The 23,119-nt window shown below is 48.9% G+C and carries 11 protein-coding genes and 1 pseudogene; all 12 read right to left on the reverse strand.

The features are described from left to right. Positions 1-18: 18 nt before the first annotated feature. A complete protein-coding gene (locus tag KP014_RS27770) occupies positions 19-768 on the reverse strand; it encodes an energy-coupling factor transporter transmembrane component T family protein (RefSeq protein WP_036596319.1) in 750 nt (249 codons plus the stop codon). A 10-nt stretch (positions 769-778) separates the two neighbouring features. Beyond that, on the reverse strand, positions 779-1,630 hold the full coding sequence (locus KP014_RS27775; protein ID WP_051500172.1) for an ATP-binding cassette domain-containing protein: 852 nt from the start codon (positions 1,628-1,630) through the stop codon (positions 779-781). Beyond that, a complete protein-coding gene (locus KP014_RS27780) occupies positions 1,606-2,454 on the reverse strand; it encodes an ATP-binding cassette domain-containing protein (protein WP_036596320.1) in 849 nt (282 codons plus the stop codon). The genes KP014_RS27775 and KP014_RS27780 overlap by 25 nt, the downstream gene beginning before the upstream one ends. A gap of 689 nt (positions 2,455-3,143) precedes the next feature. Beyond that, positions 3,144-3,812, reverse strand: coding sequence for a Type 1 glutamine amidotransferase-like domain-containing protein (locus KP014_RS27785; RefSeq protein ID WP_036596323.1), 669 nt, complete (start codon positions 3,810-3,812; stop codon positions 3,144-3,146). Positions 3,813-4,159: 347 nt separating this feature from the next. Continuing rightward, positions 4,160-5,380, reverse strand: a pseudogene (locus KP014_RS27790) (IS110 family RNA-guided transposase). A 613-nt stretch (positions 5,381-5,993) separates the two neighbouring features. Beyond that, positions 5,994-6,158, reverse strand: a complete 165-nt coding sequence (locus KP014_RS28970; protein WP_343223033.1) for a helix-turn-helix transcriptional regulator — start codon at positions 6,156-6,158, stop codon at positions 5,994-5,996. 617 nt (positions 6,159-6,775) lie between these two features. After that, a complete protein-coding gene (locus KP014_RS27800; protein WP_175491913.1) occupies positions 6,776-6,937 on the reverse strand; it encodes a hypothetical protein in 162 nt (53 codons plus the stop codon). Positions 6,938-7,100: 163 nt separating this feature from the next. After that, positions 7,101-8,069 carry a 2,3-diaminopropionate biosynthesis protein SbnB gene (gene sbnB, locus KP014_RS27805; RefSeq protein ID WP_036604894.1) on the reverse strand — a complete coding sequence of 323 codons (969 nt, stop codon included), beginning with the start codon at positions 8,067-8,069 and terminating at the stop codon, positions 7,101-7,103. Positions 8,070-8,106: 37 nt separating this feature from the next. Then, on the reverse strand, positions 8,107-9,066 hold the full coding sequence (gene sbnA / locus KP014_RS27810; RefSeq protein WP_036604896.1) for a 2,3-diaminopropionate biosynthesis protein SbnA: 960 nt from the start codon (positions 9,064-9,066) through the stop codon (positions 8,107-8,109). A gap of 51 nt (positions 9,067-9,117) precedes the next feature. Beyond that, positions 9,118-11,430 carry a M20/M25/M40 family metallo-hydrolase gene (locus KP014_RS27815; protein ID WP_051500692.1) on the reverse strand — a complete coding sequence of 771 codons (2,313 nt, stop codon included), beginning with the start codon at positions 11,428-11,430 and terminating at the stop codon, positions 9,118-9,120. Between the two features lie 263 nt (positions 11,431-11,693). Continuing rightward, entirely contained in the window at positions 11,694-13,052 is a 1,359-nt protein-coding gene (locus KP014_RS27820) for an MbtH family NRPS accessory protein (RefSeq protein WP_036604898.1), read from the reverse strand. Positions 13,053-13,093: 41 nt separating this feature from the next. Continuing rightward, on the reverse strand, positions 13,094-23,119 hold the full coding sequence (locus tag KP014_RS27825; RefSeq protein ID WP_036604900.1) for a non-ribosomal peptide synthetase: 10,026 nt from the start codon (positions 23,117-23,119) through the stop codon (positions 13,094-13,096).

Here is a 23,119-nt window from a genome sequence, read left to right on the forward strand (position 1 = left end):
AAGGCCTCCTTATTTTGGTCATTCGAAGTATAGAGGAACAAATGCAAACAGCAGGGCTAGGAGCAACACGATTATATCGTGCTTGCCTAACTTCAATTGATAAAAAGCGGTTCGGTCGCATCCGGGGCAATAGCAGCGGGACTCCATGGCCTCCGACAATCGTTCGGCACGTCTGAAGATTATGAAAAGTAAGGGGTTCAAAAGTAAGAACATATCTTTGCCCCTGCCCGGTAAATTCCATCTACCGGGTTGTGGTCCGCGGGCCCTCTGTGCTTGCATGATTCGCATAAAATCTTCCAAGAGAAGCGGAAGATAGACAACAGCTATGGTGAACATAAACACAAACGATTCTGTCTTAACTCCCAGGCGTCGCAAAGGGGACAATAAATTGTGCAGCCCCTCCATTTGTTTTTCAGGCGGCGTAGTGGATAACATCAGCGTCACCAACAGGAAAAAAGAAAGCATTTTCAACGTCAGCAGCGCGGCTGCTTCTATTCCATGTAAACGGAATTGAAAGTAATTCAATATCAACAGGACGATTACAAGCCCTCGAATATTTTTCCATACTGTAAGAAGGTGAAGCTTGGAAAGTAAAAACAACAATAAGGCGATAAACGTATAGACCAAGCTCGTTGTTAATGAATGGGAAGAAGCAAGATTTATTGAATAACTTACAACAAACCCGTATTTAGAGCGGGGGTCAAGCCTGTGCAGTAAGGAATTGCCGGGTATATACTGGAGGGCGGATAAAGGGCCTAAGCTGTTCATTCTCCACCACCTATGTACGCATGAGTCGGTCGGATATGAAGGTGAGAAGCTTGTATTCTTGAACAAGCTCCGGATCGATTTTTCCACGGAAAAAGGATTCAAGCTCCTTTTGTAAGCGTAGTAACGGTGTTGAAGATAAAGGAATATCGGGATCCTCAAGGACACACCGTATTTCGGTTATTTTCAAATCATAGATCAATTGTCCGTGATTTAAAATGACCAGACGATCTGCATGTTCCAAAGCATCCTGCAGATTATGTGTAATGAAGACTATGGTCATAAGGCGTGTTCGTTGAAGTAAGGTCAGCAAAGCTAGAAACTTCATACGGGTCAATGGATCCAGTCCGACCGTCGGCTCATCTAATATTAGGATCTTTGGCTCTAGGATCATGGCCCCTGCCAATACAACCCGTTTCTTTTCTCCGCCGCTAAGCTGGAATGGGGAGCGATCCTTATATTGTTCAAAGCCCAACCCTACATTTTCCATCGCTTCTTTCACTTTTACCGTTATTTCTTGATCATTATACTTCATCCTGCGAAGCCCATAGCGAATATCCCGAAATACCGTTTCTTCAATCAACTGATGCTCCGGGTATTGAGATACGTAAGTGACTTTGTTCAAGAAATCAGAACGGCTTTTTCTGTTGTTCCTCGGGATATTGTCCACACTTACGGTTCCCGTATCCGGATGTAATAAACCAGCAGCCAGTTGCCCCAAAGTGGATTTGCCGGACCCGGAAGGTCCCATGACCGCGACAAATTGTCCATCCGGTATAGAAAACGTTATATCGTTCACCACTTTATGCGCCAAAGGTGATCTTTTGGCATGCGTATAGCTTACTTTGCGGAAATTGATTCCCATATGGATTTGGCCAATTCCTTTTCCGATCCGCAGTATACGGGTAGGTCCATACCTTTACTGCGAAGCGCTTTATTGAAACGAACCAGAAACGGCGGAAGCGTCTGGGCCTCTTCGAGAATATAGGATTGCTTCATTAAAGTGAGGACGTCTCCATCAAAAGTAAGACGTCCATGATTTAGTACCAGGACGCGATCCGCCCTCAAGATGTCTTCCGGATCATGCGTTACCTGGATGATGGTGAATCCCATACGATGAAGGTCGGACATAACGTCATGCAATTTGCCGGCATTTTGCGGATCCAACATGGATGCAGCTTCATCAAAAATGATAACTTGCGGATGCATGACGAGTATGCCTGCGATCGTAACCAATTGCTTTTGCCCGCCGGACAAGGTCCGAACGGAGCGGTTCCGCAACTCTACCAATTGCAGCAATCTCAGTATACGATCTACTCTTGAAATCATCTCATCCCGCGGGAATCTTAAGTTTTGCAAACCAAACGCGATATCCTCTTCGACAGTATTGCCGACCATCTGTTCTTCAGGATTTTGGAAAACAACCCCAACCAGCTGACGGATCTTTTGAATATTCCCCTGATCGATATTTTCACCGAAAACAAGCACCTTTCCCAGACTTGGTTTCAATAAGCCATTCATTAACTTGACCAAGGTCGATTTTCCCGAACCGTTTCCTCCCACGATGGATACCCATTCACCCGGAGTAATGCTGAATTTGATATCCTTTACTATCCAGTTGCCGTGATCCAAATAGCGGAACGAAACGTCGTCAAAGACGACGGATGGCGATTTGGCGGAATCGGTCATCCCGTTACCCCATTCCCGTCTCGTTACCTTCCCCCACTTTTATAGAGAAAGCGGCGGGCCAGTAACCCTAATTATCTTTTTACAACTCGCCAAGCTATCCATTCATTTAAATTCCCAGATTGTTTATTCATTTTTCATCATATGAACAAATGGTTGTACTTTATGTTAAACTGTGTACCTCAAACTATAACTTTTCTGCCTACGAGTTAAGACTCAGTTTCTCTAAATAGACGATAATAATGTTTCATTTAGAGGGATATTTGACCCCCTCGGTATAATATAGATTTCTCACAAATGCTCGCTATCCTGCCCGTTCGTATTATAAGGTCACCAGATCTTTCTGGTCGACCTTTTTTTATGAGGTTGTAAGCTTGCGGTAGCCGGGGATCGAACGTTTCTGCCCGTGGGACTTGGATCCCGAGAGCTATTCCGTTTATCCTCCCTACTTGTTAAACCATGATTAGGCTGGTTGGGACAATAGCTTAATAAAATGAGCAGGCTACCGCAGCGCCTGCTCATCAATGAGTTATTCAAGTATCGTGTCCCGTTAGAATTCAATAAAATGAGCAGCTAGCATCTGCCGGACATAGAAAGACCGCCATTGAAGGCGGTCTAAAAAATTTATCATTTCTGCCCAACAATAAGTCCTGGGGATATTAAAAACCTGAGATGATTCGCTGTAAGCCTAATTAGAGCGTCTCAACCAATTTCTGAATCTTTGAGTGGGAAATTAAATATACAGGACCCATTATTTCTATTTTGCCGTCCTTTACACGCATTGCACTCTCCTGTTCTGCCGCATAAACATCAATCTCTTCAGACAAGGGGAACAGGTAGCCTTGAACAAACGTAGCGTAGTCGCGTTTAGAATGAGATTCATAGGCAAAATGATCAAAGCCAATACCATCATAAATAGTACTTGTTTCAACTTCATTGCCAGTGTTTTTCAAGCATAACCATTTTGCAGCCATGTTTATCGCACCGGCGCTGGCACCCATTATAACGGCATTGCTGTTCTTAATAACATTTGATAATTCATAATCCGCCAAAAAATCGTTTTGCAAAACAGGATCTCCACCGCATAAAAAAATGACAGAAGCGTTGTGAATTAATCGCTGGGCATCTTCCTTCTGCATGCGGTAATCAATGAAATGATATTCATCAAAAATAATGTTAGCCTGATTTAACCATGTACATTCAGAAACATCATCAATGTTAATTTGCTCACCTGTATAACGAGACGGTTCAGCGCTAATCATAACAAGCGATTTTCTGTCTTGTATATCCTCATGCAAACAATGGACCAGCTTCTCTGGAAAAAAATTATTAAACCAACTGAGATAGTAGTGAGTACTCAAACTTAATTACCTCCATATGTATTATTTACATTCATCCATTCTTAACGAAAACATATTATACACGCTAGAAAGATGAACGGTTCTTCAGCCATTTCGCTTGCATCTCTTGTACACTTTTCATAAATTTAACTCTACATTACCATAACCTGGAATTTAAGTATGTGAAATATGTTTCCACGTTAAACTGCCCGTTAGCTTAATGAAACGCCTTCCAGTCTATCCTGAAAATATCATTCTATCCTGAAAATATCATTCTATGAGTAGCCCCAAAAAAGGCAATACAAAAGTAACCCTCCAGCAGGCATAAAATACGCCGGGGGCAGAGATGCATATAGGCTAATAGGCAATCAGGACGCCGTTGGTTCAATCTTAATTGATACACCTAATGCTTCAAGCTTTTTTATGGAGTGTCTGATGATCACGTCACGCTTTCGTTCTTCATAATAAGTGGGGCCAAGTTCGATGTAAGGTTGCTTCCTTTTAAGAATGTAGTAGGCCATTGATAAAATGCTGTGAGCAACCGCAACAGTTGCTCGATTGGCTCCCCGACGGGCCGCGATTCTATGATATTGGCTAGATAAGTACGTTTCTTTCGTTCTAGCTGCAGCCTTGGCTGCTTCAACGAGTGTGCTTCGAAGCTTCTTGTTTCCTTTGCGCGTTTTTCCAGATAAACGTTTTCCTGCGCTTTCATTTTGCCCCGGACACATCCCCGCCCATGAGCATAAGTGGGCTGCAGAAGGGTACTGATCCATATTCACACCGATTTCTGCTAGTAGGGTCTCCGCTGTCCGTCTTGCCACTCCAGGGATCGTGTCAAGGAGCTCTAGTTCTTCCTCAAAAGGAAGCATACGCTTCTTGATTTCATCGTCTAATCCGTCAATCTCATCGTCTAGGTAATCGATATGCCGAAGCTGAGCGGCCAGCATCAGTTTTTGATGAGGACCAACCAATCCATTTAGAGCACGCTTTAAATCTTTTTTCTTGCTTTTTAGCTTTCGTTTCGCAAGTTCCGACAACGTCTCTGGATCCGTCTCGCCAGCAATCATCGCTTCGATCATGGCTCAGCCCGACTTTCCAAGCACGTTACTGGCAACAGAGGAAAGTTTAATGTTAGCACCTTCAAGCACTTTTTGAATACGGCTGACTTCTCGGGCACGTTCTTCGATTAGGCTTCGGCGATACCGAATCAATTCTCTAAGTTCGCGTTGATCTCTCTTTGGAATGAAACTTCCCTTCAAGAGGCCGTGACGCAGCAATCCTGCAATCCATTCGGCATCTTTCACATCGGTCTTACGTCCAGGGACATTCTTGATGTGCTGAGCATTAACCACATAGGTTTCGATATCTTCAAGCTCAAGAAGGTTGTAAATAGGCTTCCAGTAGGCGCCAGTACTTTCCATGGCAACATGGGAGCACCCATTGGCTTTGATCCAATCCGCTAGAAGAATCAAATCATCTGTCATGGTTTCGAATGTTCGGATTTCTTTGCCTTTCGGTGTGATTGTGCAGGCAACGATGTTCTTCTTATGAACGTCAAGTCCGCACACATGACTGTAAACAACGTCCATTCGTCAACTCTCCTTACGGCAGTTAAATCGAAGGACTGGTGCAACTACCACATATGGTTATTCTATCCTGCGTGCTTCCCATACGGAGCAACAATCTGTGGTGCACCTGGTCGTTGGGGTCAGTCTAATACTCGGGCTCGAAGCACCATTGACTGCCGACCTCCCTTCACCAGCCGTAAGTAAATTATATCGCAATCTACCTATTTTCATCATCTGATGGTGACGCGTTAGCGACATGAGCGTCTAATACGTTATTTCTCAGTCTACGACTTTATTTTCCGAGTCTAGCACTTTATTTTCTCTGAATACTTGCCCATCCATCCACACACTACCCAGCCCTTAGTTTTATAAGGATCTTCTCAGTTATCATCCATCTGTTAATCTGCTGCTACATAATATCCAATTTATAAAAAGTCGATTCATAGCTTCAATTCATTTATCTTTATAACGCTTTATTTTCAACTTTATTATCTCATTAATTTCATATTGGTCACCACTGGTTAATTCACGAAAATGTGATATTAACTCAGACTCATTGGCATCTAACAGTACACGAAATGCTCCAACATCTATATTAGATTTATTATCGAGAAGCAGCCATTCAAGATTCACATCAAATTTGGCTTTTATAGATAATATAGTTTCTAAATGAGGGGTTATATTTATCTTTTTCCAATTCGCTTAGTGTTCCCTGTGAAATACCAATTAACGATGAGAAATTATCCTGATTTAGTTTATTCATTTTCCGAATGCTTTTTAATTTTTCTCCTAAAGTCATTATTTTCACCTCACTAATTATAAAAAAACAGTCCCGATGTAGAAAAATTTCTCATCGGGACTGTTTGCATAGTAATTCAGTAATAATCTAAATATTGGTCTTATCGGCGAATCACAACTATTTTAGCACCAGACATTAATGTTACCAGACAAAAATAAATCACTTCATAACTTTAATGTCTACTTCATAACTTTAATGTCTACTTCATAACTTTAATGTCTACTTCACAACTATTTTGTTTCTATACACCAGACAAAAGTGTTTAGTGACATTAAAGTTGGTAACTGAGAAATCTCGTACTTACAAGAAATTTCGGGTAATTCATCAATATTTTGAATTACATTAATGTTGGTAACTAATAAATCTGCCTTGTTTACTGATTGTATTTCGCCAAAAGCGGGTTAAGTGGACTACCTTGTGGCTGGCGTTCCCTAATCCAAGAGCATAAAGATAATCTATCCCCGTACCGGGAAAAAATGTTTTCAAATCCTCTATTCGCTTTTTCCGGCTAATGGATCACAGCGCGCTTACTCCTATCGCAATCATGTCAAACTCTAGTTCTACAAGTTCCTGCAGGGCCCAGAGAGGACTTTGAATGTGATCAGGGATCGGCCTGCTCAGACGGCATGCTCCAAGTAATAGGTGTTTTGCAGGGTTGTCTCCGGGTCACCTATTTTATCCACGGTCAGATAATGCTCGATAATGTCGGCATGCTTTTTAACAAAGCCGGAATAAGCATCCAGATCGATCGGCTGTACCTCTTTTCTGTTCAGTGACATTAAAGTTGGTACCTGAAAATAACAGTAAAATCAAGGGTTTTGGGTTTTTGAACCTTATAGATAAGTTACATAATAGTCGATTCTTAAGAAAATCCCTTTTTATACTCTATGACATTATAGTTTGACCTTGTTGTTACATTCGTTTGTTTCCTTACAGATGGTGCTATTCAGTCAACTCGGTTCCGACATTGCTTTCCAGCGCTTTTCGATAATAGTACGTTGAAATCGCCACATCAAAGATCGCCATACCCATCGGGTTGAAGAGGATCGGCTTGTTGCTCGGGAATACTTTCATTTGATCTTCGCATACAATCTCGGTGATCGACTTCGTGCCGCTTTTTTGCAGACCACGTTGCAGATGCATCAATTCAATATCGGTGTTCTCGCGACAAACTTCTTCCCAGTCATCCACGATGATCGATTGGGTATAATCCAAAATATCAGGTTTGAAATCGCGCAAGGAAACATTGAGCAGTAGCGAGCGGTCTTTCGGCTTTTGATCGATATACCCGCTCGGAGACACGGTGCAGGTGATAAATACATCCGCTTGTCCATACGCTTCTTCCCAGCTTTGCACGACTTCCGTGCGATCCTTAATAGCCTCCGGGATCAGGTCTATCTTGATCCCGGCGATGTCGTACAGCAGGACTTGGGAAATTCGGTCTCCCAAGATGGCTGTCACCATTTGCAGGTGCAACTGCCCGATCGGTCCAAACCCAATAATGCCGACAGTCACGTCTTGCAGCGGATACAACTCTTCGTATTTTTGAATGATCAATCCGGTGACGGATGCGGTGCGAATTCCGCTCACCAAGGCAGTGTTCAGAACAGCTAGCGGCTTGCCTGTGTCCGCATCGTTCAAGACAGTCACCGAGTGAGCGCGCTGGATCCCCTGCTGGATGTTTTTCGGAAAGCTAGCGATCCATTTGATCCCTGCCATGTTGACATCTCCTCCTACGAAAGCCGGCATCGCGATGATCCTGTTGCCGGGGTCGCGATAACGCAGGTACGGCTTGATCGGTTGTGCGACATCTTGTTGATGCAAAGTGGTGACAGCTTGTCTGATCGTCTCAATCGTCTGCTCCCATTCAATCCCAATTTGCTTGATGTTGTCCGTGTTCAAATATCTCATTTTATTCCCTCCGTTTTGTTTGTTGGATGTTTGACAGTTAGGCTATGACATGCTGTTCACGCAGCATGTTGACCCATTCGCGGTTGTACACAGTGTTCACATACGGTGTTCCGTTATCTGCGCAGATGAACAGGACGTTCGGCTTCTTGGCAAACGTTTTATTTTGAAAATAATTCTGAATCGCAGCGTATACGCTGCCGGAAGAGCCGCCTACGAACAGCGATTGTTTCTCTAATATCTGGTGACATCCGTCGATGGCATCCAATTCCGAGATGTGCATAATTTCATCGATTTGTGCCTCTTCCAGATTGGGCGGCACCATGCTGGAACCAATCCCTGGAATAAACCGTTTGCGCGGCTTATCTCCGAAAATTACAGACCCTTCCGTGTCGACCGCCACAATTTTGATGTTCGGGAATTTTTCTTTGAGCCGCTTGGAAACGCCGGCAATCGTGCCGCAAGAACTGACTCCGAGGAACACATAATCCAGTTCATCGAAGCTTCTAGCAATCTCATCTCCGAGACCGTAATAATGCCCAGCCACCGCATCCGGGTTGCCGTATTGGTTGGTCCAGAACGCATCCGGTGTCGTCTCCAGCAAGTCTTGTACGCGCTGCAGCCTCGTTAAGAGAAACCCGTTCGTCTCATCACGTTCGATCACTTTTTCCACATGATCCGTTAAGGACAGCAGAACGTTTTCATAGATCGAGTTTATATTCGGGTCAATGACCGGAATGAACGTGATACCTAGCCGCTTGCACAGGGTACTGAGTGCGATCGCAAAATTCCCAGAGGATGATTCGATTACGGTGGATTGCTCATGAATCTCACCTCGTTTGATCGCTGACTCCAGAATGTAAAACGCTGGTCTTACCTTTACGCTTCCCGATAAATTTTGATATTCCAACTTGGTAAAGAGATTGACTTGATCATGTTCTAACGACACCAATTGGGTATTTCCGATCAGATGCTTTAAGGAATGAAGTTTTTTCAGCATTCAATTTCCCTTCTTTCACGTTGCTATTGATTTCAAAGTGTTGCGGTACTGTTAAAATTCGAATGTTCTGCTCACGATCGTCGACTGATCGAAAAACATCTCTGGCATGAACATCTCCGATCTCGACATGAATGTTTTCCCTATAATGTTCGGTAAACCGTCCATCACATCGGACACGATCACTTTGATCTTGCCTTTCGACTTGCTGGTCACTTCGAGTGTCAATGGGCTGTCCGAGGTTACAAAGTATTCGATATTCCAAGGCAGCGTGTAGTTGGTGCGTTTAAACGAAGTTCCGTTAAACGCAATTTTCTCGACGTTCGGATCAGGAATTTGGAATAAGTGCTTGCCGGCCTGATACTTTGAAGTTACGGTCAGGCGGATCGTGCGCATCCCGTCCACATCCGTTTGATCCTCCTTTAATTGAACGTCCGGTGCGAGCAGCGATACGTTCGGCGCCGCTTCGGTCAGCACCTTCATATGGGGGAGACCGATTGGCAAGACTTGATCGACTGTTCGCTCTTGCGGATTTGGAAGAAATTGTTCAAGATATTCGTCTGTGTGGTCGCTCCAACTTACCCAGACCGATTTATCGGTGTCTGCATTCAAGTAATACGAGATATTGTTGCCTACCGGTTGTTCGCTGCTAGGTTGCGCCGTGAAGGCGGAGATGATCAGTAAGACGACGGTAGTCAGCGTGGCAGTGCCGGGCAGCCACCATTTGCCGCTTTCCATACAGACAGACAGCTGCGGCAAAAGCAACTGAAGTCCTAACACGACCAGTACCATCGCGAAGGCATTGATCGTGACTGGCATGAAAATAAAGAGCAGGCTGATAACCGACGTCAGGAAAAAGACGACCGGCAACATCGTGACAAGCATAGAAGCCGGGTGTTCAAGCATGGCTTCGGGATCATTTTTATACATGGCGATACCTAAAACGATCACGTTGATCAAGAGCGGCCACGTAAACAGGTAACCCGCTCCCGGAAGCACAACGGAGACTGCCAGCATCAGCAGGGTCCAGAGCAGCAGGCCGCTGCCCAGCAAGTTGAGCAGGCCGAGCTGTTTTTTGAAGCGATTCAGCAGCAAGGCAGTGATCGCCAAAGTCAGGGTAACGAATCCGATCTCATAGAGATTATTGTCATAGAGACCGCCCATCGGGGCGTACATGTCACCGGCCCATAGCGCCTCGATTCCCTTCCAGATACCGAAAACGACAGCCGGAGCGACGATCATGGCGAGCAGCTCGACAAGCAGACCGAGTGCGATCTTTTTCAAAGACAAATGATGTTTGCGCAACCCGATCACGAGTACGGTGACAAACAGTAGCGTGACGGCAGCGGTGATCGGCACGACCCAGGATTGCGGATAGTGTACCAGCAGGCCGAGCAGGTTGAAGTACGCGGCGTCCGGCGCTTTCGTGTTCGTCAGGTCAGTATTGCCGAATTGTTTAACCAGTTTCAGAGTGTTGTCGCCTTGGTGCTGGAGAGATGCACGATCGACATTGGCGACGTTGTCCATAACCGTGTGGTAAGCTGGCCAGTTGTCACCGAACGCGAAATTCATCCCGGAGACTTGCTTCTCGTTCGAAACAGTGAGGTCGGAGCCGTTCGGCAGACGGCGATACAAGTCGCCCATAATCGAGTTGCTGACCGGATGTGTGCCGGCTTGGGCGAACTGGTCGATTAGCCAGCCGTTTTGATCACTAGTTTGGAACATTAGAGAAGCACCGCTGACGCCGCGCGCTTCGAGGTTGAGGACAACGCCGACCTCTTGAGACCAAGGGTGGTGGTTCCAGAATACTTGCGCCCCGAGGCTGCCGGGCTCTTCCCCATCGGTGAAGAGGAAGATAACGTCATTTTTAAGCGGCGGGCCATTTTTAAGCGTACGCAGCGTTTCCAGTTCGGTCGCAACGCCAGTGCCATCATCGCTGGCTCCAGGACCAGTTGGCACCGAGTCATAGTGGGCCATCAGGAGAACCGCTTTGCTATTGTCCGTTCCCTTCAGCCGCGCTACCACATTTGTGACTTTCGCGACACTGGGAAAATTATGACCCGCATAAGCGATGCCCGAATCCGTTTCCGGAGTCAGGCCCATGTTTTTCAGTTGGTCAATCAAATATTGCCGAACGCGGGCGTTTTCTACCGACCCGGTCGGATGCGGTTTTTGAGCGATATTTTCGATCGTTTGGAGTGCGCGTTCTGCCGAAAAATCGCTGGACGATGCATCGATTGGTTTGAGGCTTGGCGGCTGTGCTTGCCAGAGCGTTAAAACGACCATCAATAGCATTACGATCAAAGTGCTGATCCCGCGCATTCGAGATCCGGCTGTCGGCTGTGTACGATAGGCGATTTTGCTCACAACAGATTGTCTTCCTTTCAGGTTTACATTCACTGTTTGAAACGAAGGTTGGCGTCAATTTTTTTGTTTCAGGCTGCGCAGACGCATTACTGTCCACACCTCATGCAGATGGTATATGCATGTATGCACTTCATCAACATCATTCCAACCGTGAGGGAATCTCTTTGTTCTAAGGTCAGATGGAATTCTGGCCTTCCAGGTTCACTACCACTTTATAATCGGTCGCCTATGTTTCTCGCATATGTAGCCTCCTTAAATGTTCCTCAAGCTTTCATTACTGGTTCCACGTGAATGGCGCTGTTTACCAGCCCCTTACTTTTGTTACAGCGTTGCACGTCTTCCCACGTATATCTTCCTTTGTGGAGTAATAATACCGGATTCTCCTTCCGCTTGTACTTCTTATCCACTTTCAGCACCACATCATAGCGGAATCGGTTCAGCTCGTTTTCGATCTCCCCCAGCTTGCAACTGCTTTCCCATCCGCAAATCTCTGGATATTTTCGATGTAAATCTTCAAAGAAGTTCTCGTCCACGAACAAATCTTCATCCCAACTTGTTTTCACGAGATCATTCGGATGTGTCTGCTGATAGGCCCGAGTCTCCTCTACCAGTTCCTGCTTCTTTCGAAGATCCAGCAAATCGTCCAGATAGAGAATTCCTTTCTCCTTCAGCAGGCTGATCGCGCTTTGTATCACTTTTTCCAAATATAGCGTGTTGGGAAAATAGTGAACCACGCTGCTCATCATGACAACGTCAAAGTCAGCCTCAGCGATCCCTTCAATCTCGGCCGCGGCCGCCTGCCTTAACTCCACATGAGACAATCCTTCCCGTCTCGTCATCCATCTGTTTCGCTCGATGATAGTTTCGGACAGATCGGTGGCGAAGTATGCTTTCACCTCCGGTGCCAGATGAAACAGCACCAAACCGTGTCCGCAACCAATCTCAAACACCTTCGACTCCTTGGTGAGGTACGGCTTCAGCTTTGTTCGGAAGTTATCGATGTACTCCTGCATCTCTTCAAGGCTGAAAGCTTTCCCGCCGAAACTGCTGTTCCAACCATAATCATTTAGCTCCTCACTCGTCTCTTCCGCCACTGACTCCCAGATGTGTTTTTCAAGGGACTGCTTTTCGCTACTTGAGGCGTCATACTCATCTAGTAGGAGATATCCGCCAAGCGATTCTGTCTCCCAAAGCAACCGATCCGCTTCATCCACATAACGGCTTGTCGTTAGAAGGAGAGCAGTACGGTCTCTCTGCAACGGCTCTATCAGGTTTTTCACATCCCACACCTCATAGCTTGCCCCTAGATATTGCAGTGCCGAAAATGCAAGCAACTTCTCAATTGAATCGTCCAGCAACACGCCAATACAACCCGTCTGATCCTGCAGACATTGCCTCAAAAAATAAACCAGTTGGCTGACACGTTCGCTATAGCATTCATTGGAAAGCGTTTGGTCGTCGGAACAAAGCACCATTCCAATGTAATTCAAACAAACATCTCGTTCTCCATGAAACCCAACATCTGTCCAGCCATTGGGATTCGTTCTGCTCAGTGGCCAAATCGAATACTGTCCTTCTCGATTTACGACCACTTTATAAATCAAAGTTGGATTTTGATGCATATACACCTCTCCTTATACCGAATATCCAAATTCTACATTCCCTACTTGATTGAACCTCGTCGTCTTGCTGCAAGTTGCTTTCTTTTATCTGCCCGGCTGCTCGCCAAGTCTTCACCTTTTGTCACGGATTCTGTTGATTCGCTTAATACAAGGAACCCGGATAATCCACGGATCGTTGGATATTGGAACAACTCCATCGTCCTGATCGGGCGAGTTTTTCCTGCCAGTCGTGCATTGAGCTTCGTTTGCAGGTCGACCAGCTTCAGCGAATGCCCGCCCAGCTCGTAGAAATTGTCTTCGATCCCTACCTTCTGAATGCCCAGTACCTCGCGCCACGCTTGTACCATCAGTTCTTGGATTTCACTTTCCGGCTGGATGAAACGCGAAGATGAGCGACGATCGAACTCTCCCGGTGCTGGTAGAGCCTTGCGATCCAGTTTGCCGTTCGTGGTAAGCGGGAGTGCCTTCATCATGACAAAAGCGGATGGCATCATGTAATCAGGCAGGTTTTGTTGAAGCTGCGCCTTGATTTCACTCACTGATAGTTCTGCTTTGGAAACGAGGTAGGCGACCAGTTCGGCTTCGTCGCCTTGGTTGTTCCTTGCCACAACTGCGACATCGTCGATTCCCTCGAGTTTGCGCAACCGGCTTTCGATCTCCCCAAGCTCCATGCGGAAACCACGAATCTTGACTTGCTGGTCCGAGCGACCCAGGTACTCGATTTCTCCCGTCAGCGTCCAGCGTCCGATGTCTCCGGTCTTATACAGTCTTCCAGACTTGTCCGGTTCGATCCGATTCTCGATAAACCGATCCGCCGTTAACTCCGGCCGGTTCAAGTACCCTTGCGCCAAGCCTGGGCCGCCGACATAGAGCTCACCGACTGCGCCCACTGGACTGAATTTGCCGAAGCGATCGAGCAGGTACACTTGCAAATCGGGGATTGGCACCCCAATATTGCTCACCGATCCTTGGGTAAAATCGACCTCCGTGATCGGCTTGTACGTGACGTGCACCGTTGTCTCGGTGATCCCGTACATGTTAACCAATTGCGGCTTCTCGAAGCCATGGCGATCAAACCATGGTTGGAGACTCGTGAAATTCAGTGCTTCACCGCCGAAGATGACATAGCGTATGGCAAGATCATTCGTTGCGGACTGCGTCATATCCGCTTGAATCAACTGCACGAACGCGGACGGCGTTTGATTCAGCACAGTAACTTTCTCTTTGCGCAGCAACTCACGAAAGTCGTAAGGGGATCGCGCGACAAACGGATTCACCACCACGAGCGTTCCTCCATGCAGCAGTGCCCCCCAAATCTCCCAGACGGAAAAGTCGAATGCGATCGAGTGAAACAGCGTCCAAACGTCATCTGCATTGAAACCGTACCATTGTGCAGTTTGGCTGAAAAGCCGCACGACGTTGGAATGATTAAGCAAAGCGCCTTTTGGTGTTCCAGTGGAACCGGACGTGTAGATAACGTATGCCAGTTGATCGCCCCTCACCTCCACCTGAAGGTCAGCATCCGATTCAGCTTCGATTTCGGACCAGGTGGCATCTAGTGAGATCGTATCGACATCATCCGGCAGATCCGCCTGGTCACACAATGCACTCTCAGTTAGCAACAAATTCACGCCGGAGTCTTGGATCATGAACTTCATGCGTTCACTCGGATACTTGGGATCAATCGGTAGATAAGCGCCGCCAGCTTTGAGAATCCCGATCAAGCCTACGATCGTATCGATCGATGGATTCAGGAACAAACCGACCAGGCGATTCGCATTGATCCCTTTTTTGACCAAATAGCGCGCCAGGCGATTCGTCCGACGGTTTAGTTCGCCGTACTGAATCTCTGCTCCGTCGCAGCGAATGGCGATCGCATTCGGCGTTCGTTCCGCCTGCTCGGTGAACAAAGCGACCAGGCTAGATTGGCTATCATCGTGCACTGCGGCTGTATTCCAAACCTCGGTGATTGTTTTCACTTCATCCGCAAGCGCAATCTCCAAGTGACCGAACGCGTTACAGCCGCCAAGCACTTGCTCGGACAAGCGTTCCAGTCGCTCAAGCATCTGTGTGGACTCCCAAGTACTTTCATCAAAAGCTAGTCGAATTTCGATTCCATCTGCTGACTCTTCAAATATGAAATGCACTTCATCAGCCTCATAGGATTCATGAACCGCCAACCGTGAGTGATTCTCACCTAAGAAAAACTCAGGGAAGTTATAGAAGTTTGTGTAGAAACGCACGCCTTGTCTTCCAAAAATCTGCTTTTGAGCGAACACAGAGATATTCTTGTGCGCTCTCGCTTTTCTGCGGTCCTGCAGGAGTTGAGACAGTATCTCTGCAAAGCTTGTCTCGGCCTGATCGAAGATCGATTGGGCAAACACGATCGGCTGAACTTGATACAGACACCCGATGATATCCGCTTCCTGCTTTTCTCGACCTCCGCGAACATCAAATAGAACGAAATCATTTTCAGGTTGGTAGAATCGCGCCAACAGCACGCCGAGGAGAGTTTGGAAATATGCGGCCACCCCAAAACCCTGTTCGCGGCAATGCTGCTTGATCTTTTCCGTATGGGCGACATTGAAACGAATCGTTTCCAAGCGCGGTTTTCTGACCAGATTCGATGGAACGTTGGCCGTATGAACCAGAGGCTCCACCTGTTTCGTCGCTTCTGTCCAAAATGCAATCGCATCCGAGCGGTCGAAACTCAAATTTCTCAGGGGAACCAGATTGTGGAACGCCACATCCAGAGACTTTCCTTGTGAGCCGCCTGTTCCCCTTTGGTAGGCTGCTGCCACGCGCTGGAAGAAGAGATGCCCAGAGTGCGCGTCCAGCACGATATGGTGGCAAGCCAGAACCGCCGTGTAGATGCCTCTCTCCCGATTTTTGAACAGCACATGGCGTACAGCATTTTCAAACAGGTCAAACGGCGGTTGCGCGTATCTCGATACTGTACTGTTGAAGTCATCTCCTTCAACGAATTGCCAGTCCACCTCCATCGCGGTGTCTACGCACTGATAGAAAGTGCCGTTCAGCGAGAAATAGCGGCTTTTCAATACCGGAGTTTCCTCGATGGTCTGCAGGACGGCTGCTTTCCAACGATCCGCATCGACTGCAGTCCCCAGCTCCACCGAATAGGCCAGCCCGTATTGCCCCCCCTCGGAGCTGCGCAGATAATCGAGATACAGGTCCCGCTGCACAGGCGTCAGTGCAGCAGCGCTCAAGATCGATGGACGCGACTTCAGGAGAGCGCGGATAAATTCTTCATCCGATACGCCAGGCAGGGAAATGGAACGATTGAATTTACGGATCAGCTCCTCCCCGACTTCCACCTGAGCCATCAGCTCCGAAAGCTTTTGGTTCGGGTTTTCCAGCACGCTTTTCAAGAACTGGTTCCAAATATCGATCATTCGTTCCATCGACTCACGGCTAAACAGGTCGGTGCTGTACTCGAGCGCGCCTATCAACTCTCTGCCCGTTTCACTAAAGCTGAGCGTCAGGTCGTATTTCGAAATCTCATGAGGAGACTCCATCAGCTCAAAGTCAAGACCTTCGAGCTTCATTGCTTGCATTGGCACGTTCTGCATGACAAACATCACTTGGCAAAGCGGTTGACGATCCAGTTTGCGCTCCAGTTGTAGTTCATTGACCAGCTTTTCGAACGGCATGTCCTGATGCGCATAGGCTCCCAGCAAAGTGTCCTTCACGTTCGCCACCAACCGTTCAAATGTCGGGTTACCCGAAAGGTCCGTGCGAATCGCCAATGTGTTGACGAAAAACCCGATCAGCTCTTCGATTTCCGTGCGATTCCGATTGGCGATCGGCATGCCGACGACGAGGTCTTCGGTCCCGGAATATTTATTGAGCAGCACACTGAATACCGACAATAAGATCATGTGAGGCGTGACGCCTAATGACTGGCTCAGCTTCTCGAGCGCCTGCACCTGTGTTTGCGGGATTTTCAGCTGCAGCTTCTCCCCCTTATAGGAAGGCATAGCCGGACGAGGAAAATCGGTCTTGATCTCCAGCGATCCGCTGTGTCCCTTCAGGTAGTTCTTCCAGTACTTCAGCTGTTTGTCATACTCCTCACCCGACAGCCATTCTCGCTGCCAAATCGAGAAATCGGCATATTCAATCGGGAGTTCCGGCAGCGTAGCCGATTGAAAGTGCGCCAGAAACTCACGAATCAAGATCGAGATCGACCAAGCATCAGCGACGATGTGATGCACCGTAAACAGCAGGATGTGTTCGTTCTCCGCGATCCGAACCAGCCGACTTCTGAAGACAGGTCCCCGCTCCAGATCGAATCCGCGTTGCGACTCTTCGTACGCAAACGCTTGAACTTTCGCATCCGTTTCCTCGCGTGCATACCCGTAATAATCGAGATATTGCAAATCGAAAATTCCTGCTTGACTCATGTCATTTACGACTTGCACCGGAGATTCGCCGACGACTTGGAAGGTGGTGCGCAGCACCGCCTGCCGTTCCGCCAGCTTTTTAAACGCCTGCTCTACATCGCGCCAGTCTAGCGGTCCCTTGATGCGAATCATCTGTTGAATGTTGTAGAACGGATTGCCTGGGCTCAGTTGATTGAGGAACCAGAGGCGCTCTTGGGCAAACGAGAGCGGGATTTTCTCTTTTTCCTCATACCGTTTTAACGCAGCGGTTGAATCAGGTGTGGTGAATGCATCCAATTTCGCTTCAATTTGCTTGGCCAGTTCCTCCAACGTCGGGTTGATGAATAGGCTGTCGATCTGGACTTCGACCCCAAATTGCGAACGAATCCTTGAAATCAGCTGTGTCGCCAGCAAGGAGTGTCCGCCTAGTTCGAAGAAGTTGTCAGATACCCCAATCTTACCGACATTCAGGATTTTTCCCCAGATCTCGGCAAGCTTCTTCTCTGTCGGAGATTGCGGCTCTTGAAACTTGGTAGAGACCGCTTCCTTATCGGCTGCCAGCCTTCTCAGCGCCGATTTGTCCAATGCTCCAGTTGCGTCGACCGGAAGATTATCCAGCCAATTGAGATCGAAGTGAAACACGGAGCCGAATCCATCTGTCAAATCGCCGCGGGACAATGTCCCCAGCACGGCATTCGGTTGCACTTCGCCCGAATAATAACAGCGCAGCAGATCGCCCGGTTCTGCCGGAAGGCTCATGCGGCTGGCCACAAAGCGCTTCGTCGGGTTCAACCCCACCATCATCATGCTTGGAGTCTGGCTCAAAGCGGCGAGCAGCGAGGCCAAGCCTTGCTTAGGCATGATAGACAGGAAACCTTTTGCTTTCAAAAGGTCGGCGAGCAGAGATCCTTTGTTCATTCCGATCTCTTCCCACTGTGTCCAGGCGATCGAATAAACGCTCAAATCCGCTTGTCCCACTGCCGATGGCAACTCGTCCAAGTAAGCGTTGGCTGCGGAGTAAGCTCCGGCTCGGAAGCCGCCGAACGTCCCGTTGACCGAAGAGGACATCACCAATAAAGAACCCGGGCGAGCGGAGAAGATCTCCAGAAGGGACTTCGCCCCTAGCACTTTTCCGTCGATCGCCTGCGCGATCGTTTCCGGCGTCTCTTCTTCTAGCAATCGTTCCTCCATCACGCCGGCAAAATGAAATGCCCCCACAATCGGCGCTTGCCAATGCGATTCCGCTTTGTTGACAGCGTCTTCCAAAGAATGTGCGTTCGCCACGTCCGCTTGGAAAAAGAGAATTCGGTCCGGCAAGTGTGAGAGGCCTTTCCACGCATCCGCATAGGCGTTCGCCGTTGAGCGGGCTACCAACAGTACTTTCGCATCAAACTGTTCCACCAACATTTTGGCGGTGAGGCTGCCGATCCCGCCGGTGCCCCCGGTCACGAGATAATGCCCCCCTCGCTTGATCGGCAAAGGCGACTGTCCTTGCGTCAGTTCGACCGGGATAAGTTTCGAAATCATCCGTTTGCCGCCACGGAAAGCGACTTCCCCAGCCAGCACGCCATCGGTCAGTTCTTGATAAGCCGCTTTCGCCGCCGCCGACGGCGCCACTGCATCAAAATCGACATGCAAGCAACGCGAACCGGGCCGCTCCTGTTCCATTGTCTTCAAAATTCCGGACATCGCAGCCGCCTCCGGGGTCGAAATGTCCGCTTCCAAGACCCCCCAGGCTTGGCGAGTAATCAGAAGCAGATTCAACGCACGTACTCCGTTTTTGTCTATCGCGTTCAGAAGGCGAATCAAGCTATAAAGCCCGACTTCCAAGCTCGCCTCGACATCGGAAGGCCAAGCGTGAACAAAATGCGTCGGCGCGACGCTAAGCTCGGAGAGAACGGCCGCAAAGTCCTCCGTCTTGTTCGGATCTACCATGTAATGCTGTTCGTCCAGCTTTTTGAACTCGAACCCAGCCTCGACGAGCACCGCTTTTCCACCGCCTGCGCGAACCAGTGAAGCAAGATAGCCTCCCACGCCATCCTGGGTGCCTAAAATCAGCGCCGCATCGACCGTGTTGTGCATCTTAATAGATAACTGACGCGGTACCCACTGTTTGCGAAAGAACCAATTCGGCAAGGTGTTCTCGTTGCCAAGCGCCAGATCGATCCGTTTCAGAATCTCATTGTACCGGCCGTTTAAGAGTTCCTTTTTCATCACGTCCCGTTGGATCTTCCCGCTGGTCGTCTTCAAAAAGGTGGTTTCCTCCAGCGGAACGACGATGCCAGGTGCGATGCCAAGCTTCGAAGAAACGTTGGCACGAATCGCTTGGGCAATTTGTATCTGCAGCGTAAAATCTTCCGTATCGGCCACAAAGAAAATGGCAAGTGTCTCCGTGCCATTGCTCAAGTCCTGGACGCCGCTCGCTGCAATGAATGTCGGCAGCACCCCTTCGACTTGGCCAGCGATCTCCTCGATTTCATGGCAGTAGAAATTCGCGCCGTAGATGATGATCAGCTCTTTTTCGCGACCTGTGATGAACAGTTCGCCGTTTAGGATGAATCCCAAGTCGCCCGTATTGAACCAACCGTCCTCTACGAAAGACTCGTTGTTGGCCTCGGCGTTGTTGAGGTAGCCGGGCGTCACAACGCCGCCGCGAATCTGGAAGCGGCCGATCACACTTTCAGGCAAGAGTTCATTTTGTCCATCGACAATTCGGATCTCTACCCCTCGCACCGTTCGTCCGGAACTGACAAAGGTGAGCGCATCGTCACTTTGAGATTCATCCGTAAGCTCGATGTGTCCGTGCAGTGAGGACTTCAACACATGTACTGCATGCACGTCCCTTGAAAAATCGTTGCAGAACGTCATGCAGGTGCAAACTTCCGCCATCCCAAACGCCGGCTGCATGATCTGTTCGGCAACTCCAAAGACCCGGGTTGCATTCAGAAATTCTTTTATGACCGGCAGGGTAACTTGTTCTCCTGCGTTCATCAGATACTTCAGCGAGCTCAGATCCCAGTGCTTGTCGCTGCTCTCTTTCAATGCTTCGCTGACGATCTTAAATCCGAAGTTCGGCGACCAACTGTGGGTGACCCGATAAGTCTCGATCAAATCAAGCCAGTGCAGCGGATCGGACAGCACATAGTCGGTGCGCACATGAATCTGCGAACAGCCAAGATACACGTCTTTCAAGTGACAGGTCAGGATCGGTACGACATGGTCAAGTTGGAGCCAGTTCAAGCTGACATCATCCGCTTCATACCCATTGCACTGCTTCCCGGCGTTGATATGGCGAATGATCTTTTCATGCACCTCCTGAATGCACTTCGGTGCGCCTGTACTGCCTGATGTCAGCTGGAAGAAAGCTAAGTCGCCGGGCTGCACATTATGGACGGCACCTTCCGCTTGATCCTGTTCCAATGCCTCGATCGTCAGCACTTCGAGTCCGTCCATCGAATAGAGCTCGGTCATCTGTTCCAACGAACTTTTGAAGCGATCCGTTGTTAGAATCAGTGGTTTCTCTAACAGCTTCCAGGTATGATAGATCTTCGCGACGACACCATTTTCCTTCTGGTACGAAGGGGGGATCGCCACAGTCGCTGGTATGATGCCGCCCATCACGCAGGCCCAAAAGGCAGCGAAATGGCCGGCCAGATTGTCAACTTGGAGAATGACGCGCGAACCCGGCTTGAATTCGAGTGCCTGCAACCCCCCGAGGATGTGTTTCGCACGACGCACCAGATCGGGATAGCTGAGGAAAATCTTCTCTCCATCGGAGTCGATAAACGTGAGCCCTTTGTGCGGATAACGACGGGCGGTCTCCTGCAGCGCAGTCGACAAATCGCGCGGCAATTCATCTGGGATAACTAGCTCTCCTCCGTTTTGATAGGCGGGCGGTCTTTCTCTTCCAGCACGATCCGTTCCAGTCGAGATTTTATCTACGGCATCGGACGATTTCTCTGCTTGCTCGGTCGGAACCAACACTTCCGAAACAACTGCCTTAGGAAGGATATCCGCTAAGGCCAAGCGCTCAACTTCGATTTGATGGGGCACCACGATCGTAGTGGCTGCCGAAATACCCGGAAACAGACGGATTTTCTCTTCGATCGCACGAATCTCCGTCGAAGAAACAACCGGCATTTTCAGCAAGGTCGTTTCATCTACATACCCGTTTCCCAACGGAATAGATGTAACTGCAGTAACCTTAAACCCAAGTTCCGCTTTCGGCATATCTGCCTGTATTTTTTCGTACAGGTCGCCTGCGTTGACACCCTCGTCTTTGAGAACCACGTAAGCGACCGGTTGGGAACATCCGGCAAGCGTCATCTTCACTAACACTACTGCATCGGCCACCTCGGAATATTTCATCAAGGAGGCTGCGATTCGATTCGTGTCGCAGATTTGTTGTCCGACGATGGCCAGCGATTTAGATTGGCTCTCCACCCAACGCCAGTCTCCCTCGGAAGACAGAATCGCTTTCAAACCGGTTGTGACCAGCTGACGGCCGTCCCACAGGCTCATCTCACCGACGACGCCCTCTTCCACTTCGTGTCCCTGGGGATCGAGGAGCGCAGCGCGCCCCAGGCGCGGAGTCCCAAGCGACAGCCGTCCATGTCCGAGGCCTGGTCGCGCTTGGATAGGCGTTAAATTCAGCGGCAAGCCACCCGGCGTAAAGCAGAAATACAGATCGGTGTCACAATTAGCCAAAAGAGAATCTAGCGACGCTTGCCGTAGCGGTTCACTGCCGCACAAAATCGCGCGAAGCCCCTCCGGAATCGGCTGTTCGCCATGTAAGATCGCTGCCAAAATCGATGAATCAAAGTAGGCCACATCTGCCTGAACCTCTGAGAGACAGCCGAGCAACGCTTCCTGTGTCTCCGCATGGGAGGGAAGCACCAACTTCGCCCCCTTCGTCAACGTCCAGAACGCGTGATCCAACCAAGTGTCGCCCTGCTCAGCCTGCCACAGGGCGTACGTCTCTCCCTCCCGCAGGTCAAAAGCAGCCTTCCAGGATGCCGTTCTGTCCGTCAACTCCGTCTGCGTGCGCACCACTTCCCGGCCGAATGTGATGGTAGCGTAAGCGTCGGTTTCTCTCGCAGGGAAGGGCGGAAGCTCGAACACGGTCGAGTCTTCCTCCAATCGATCAACAAGCACAGTCGCGCACGCATTCGTTGCAAGCGAGTCCCCCCATGCGCTTTCACACACTACGCAAGAGACACCCATCTGATCAAATCGGGTTCTTACTTGCGAAAGTCGTTCATGAGGATCGGCAGTTATGACAACCGCCCCCGCTCTCATGACCCCTAAGATCGCCCAAAGACGCTGCAGGGGATTCGTCACATACACGCCGACCCGAACGTTTTGTTCCATAACCTGTTGAAGCAAGGAGTTAGCTACACGATGCATGCCGGCGCGGATTTGTTCATATGAGGCCGCTTCCTGCCCCCAAAGCACAGCTACTCGCTCCGGATTCGCGAGGGCTTGCGTTTCGAACTGCTCCAAAATCATCTCCTCGGTGGAAGCCAACTCTTGTTCGAACATCAGTGCCTCGTAGGTCTGCTCAATCAGTTCTTCCGGCACCTCGGATTCAGACAGGGAGAGTCTTTCAGCTAAAAGACTTCTGATTCCCTGGTAGGCTGCTTCTTTTTGATAGGACTGAATCCCCAT

It is taken from the genome of Paenibacillus sophorae (assembly GCF_018966525.1).
Classification (GTDB): domain Bacteria; phylum Bacillota; class Bacilli; order Paenibacillales; family Paenibacillaceae; genus Paenibacillus_AQ; species Paenibacillus_AQ sophorae.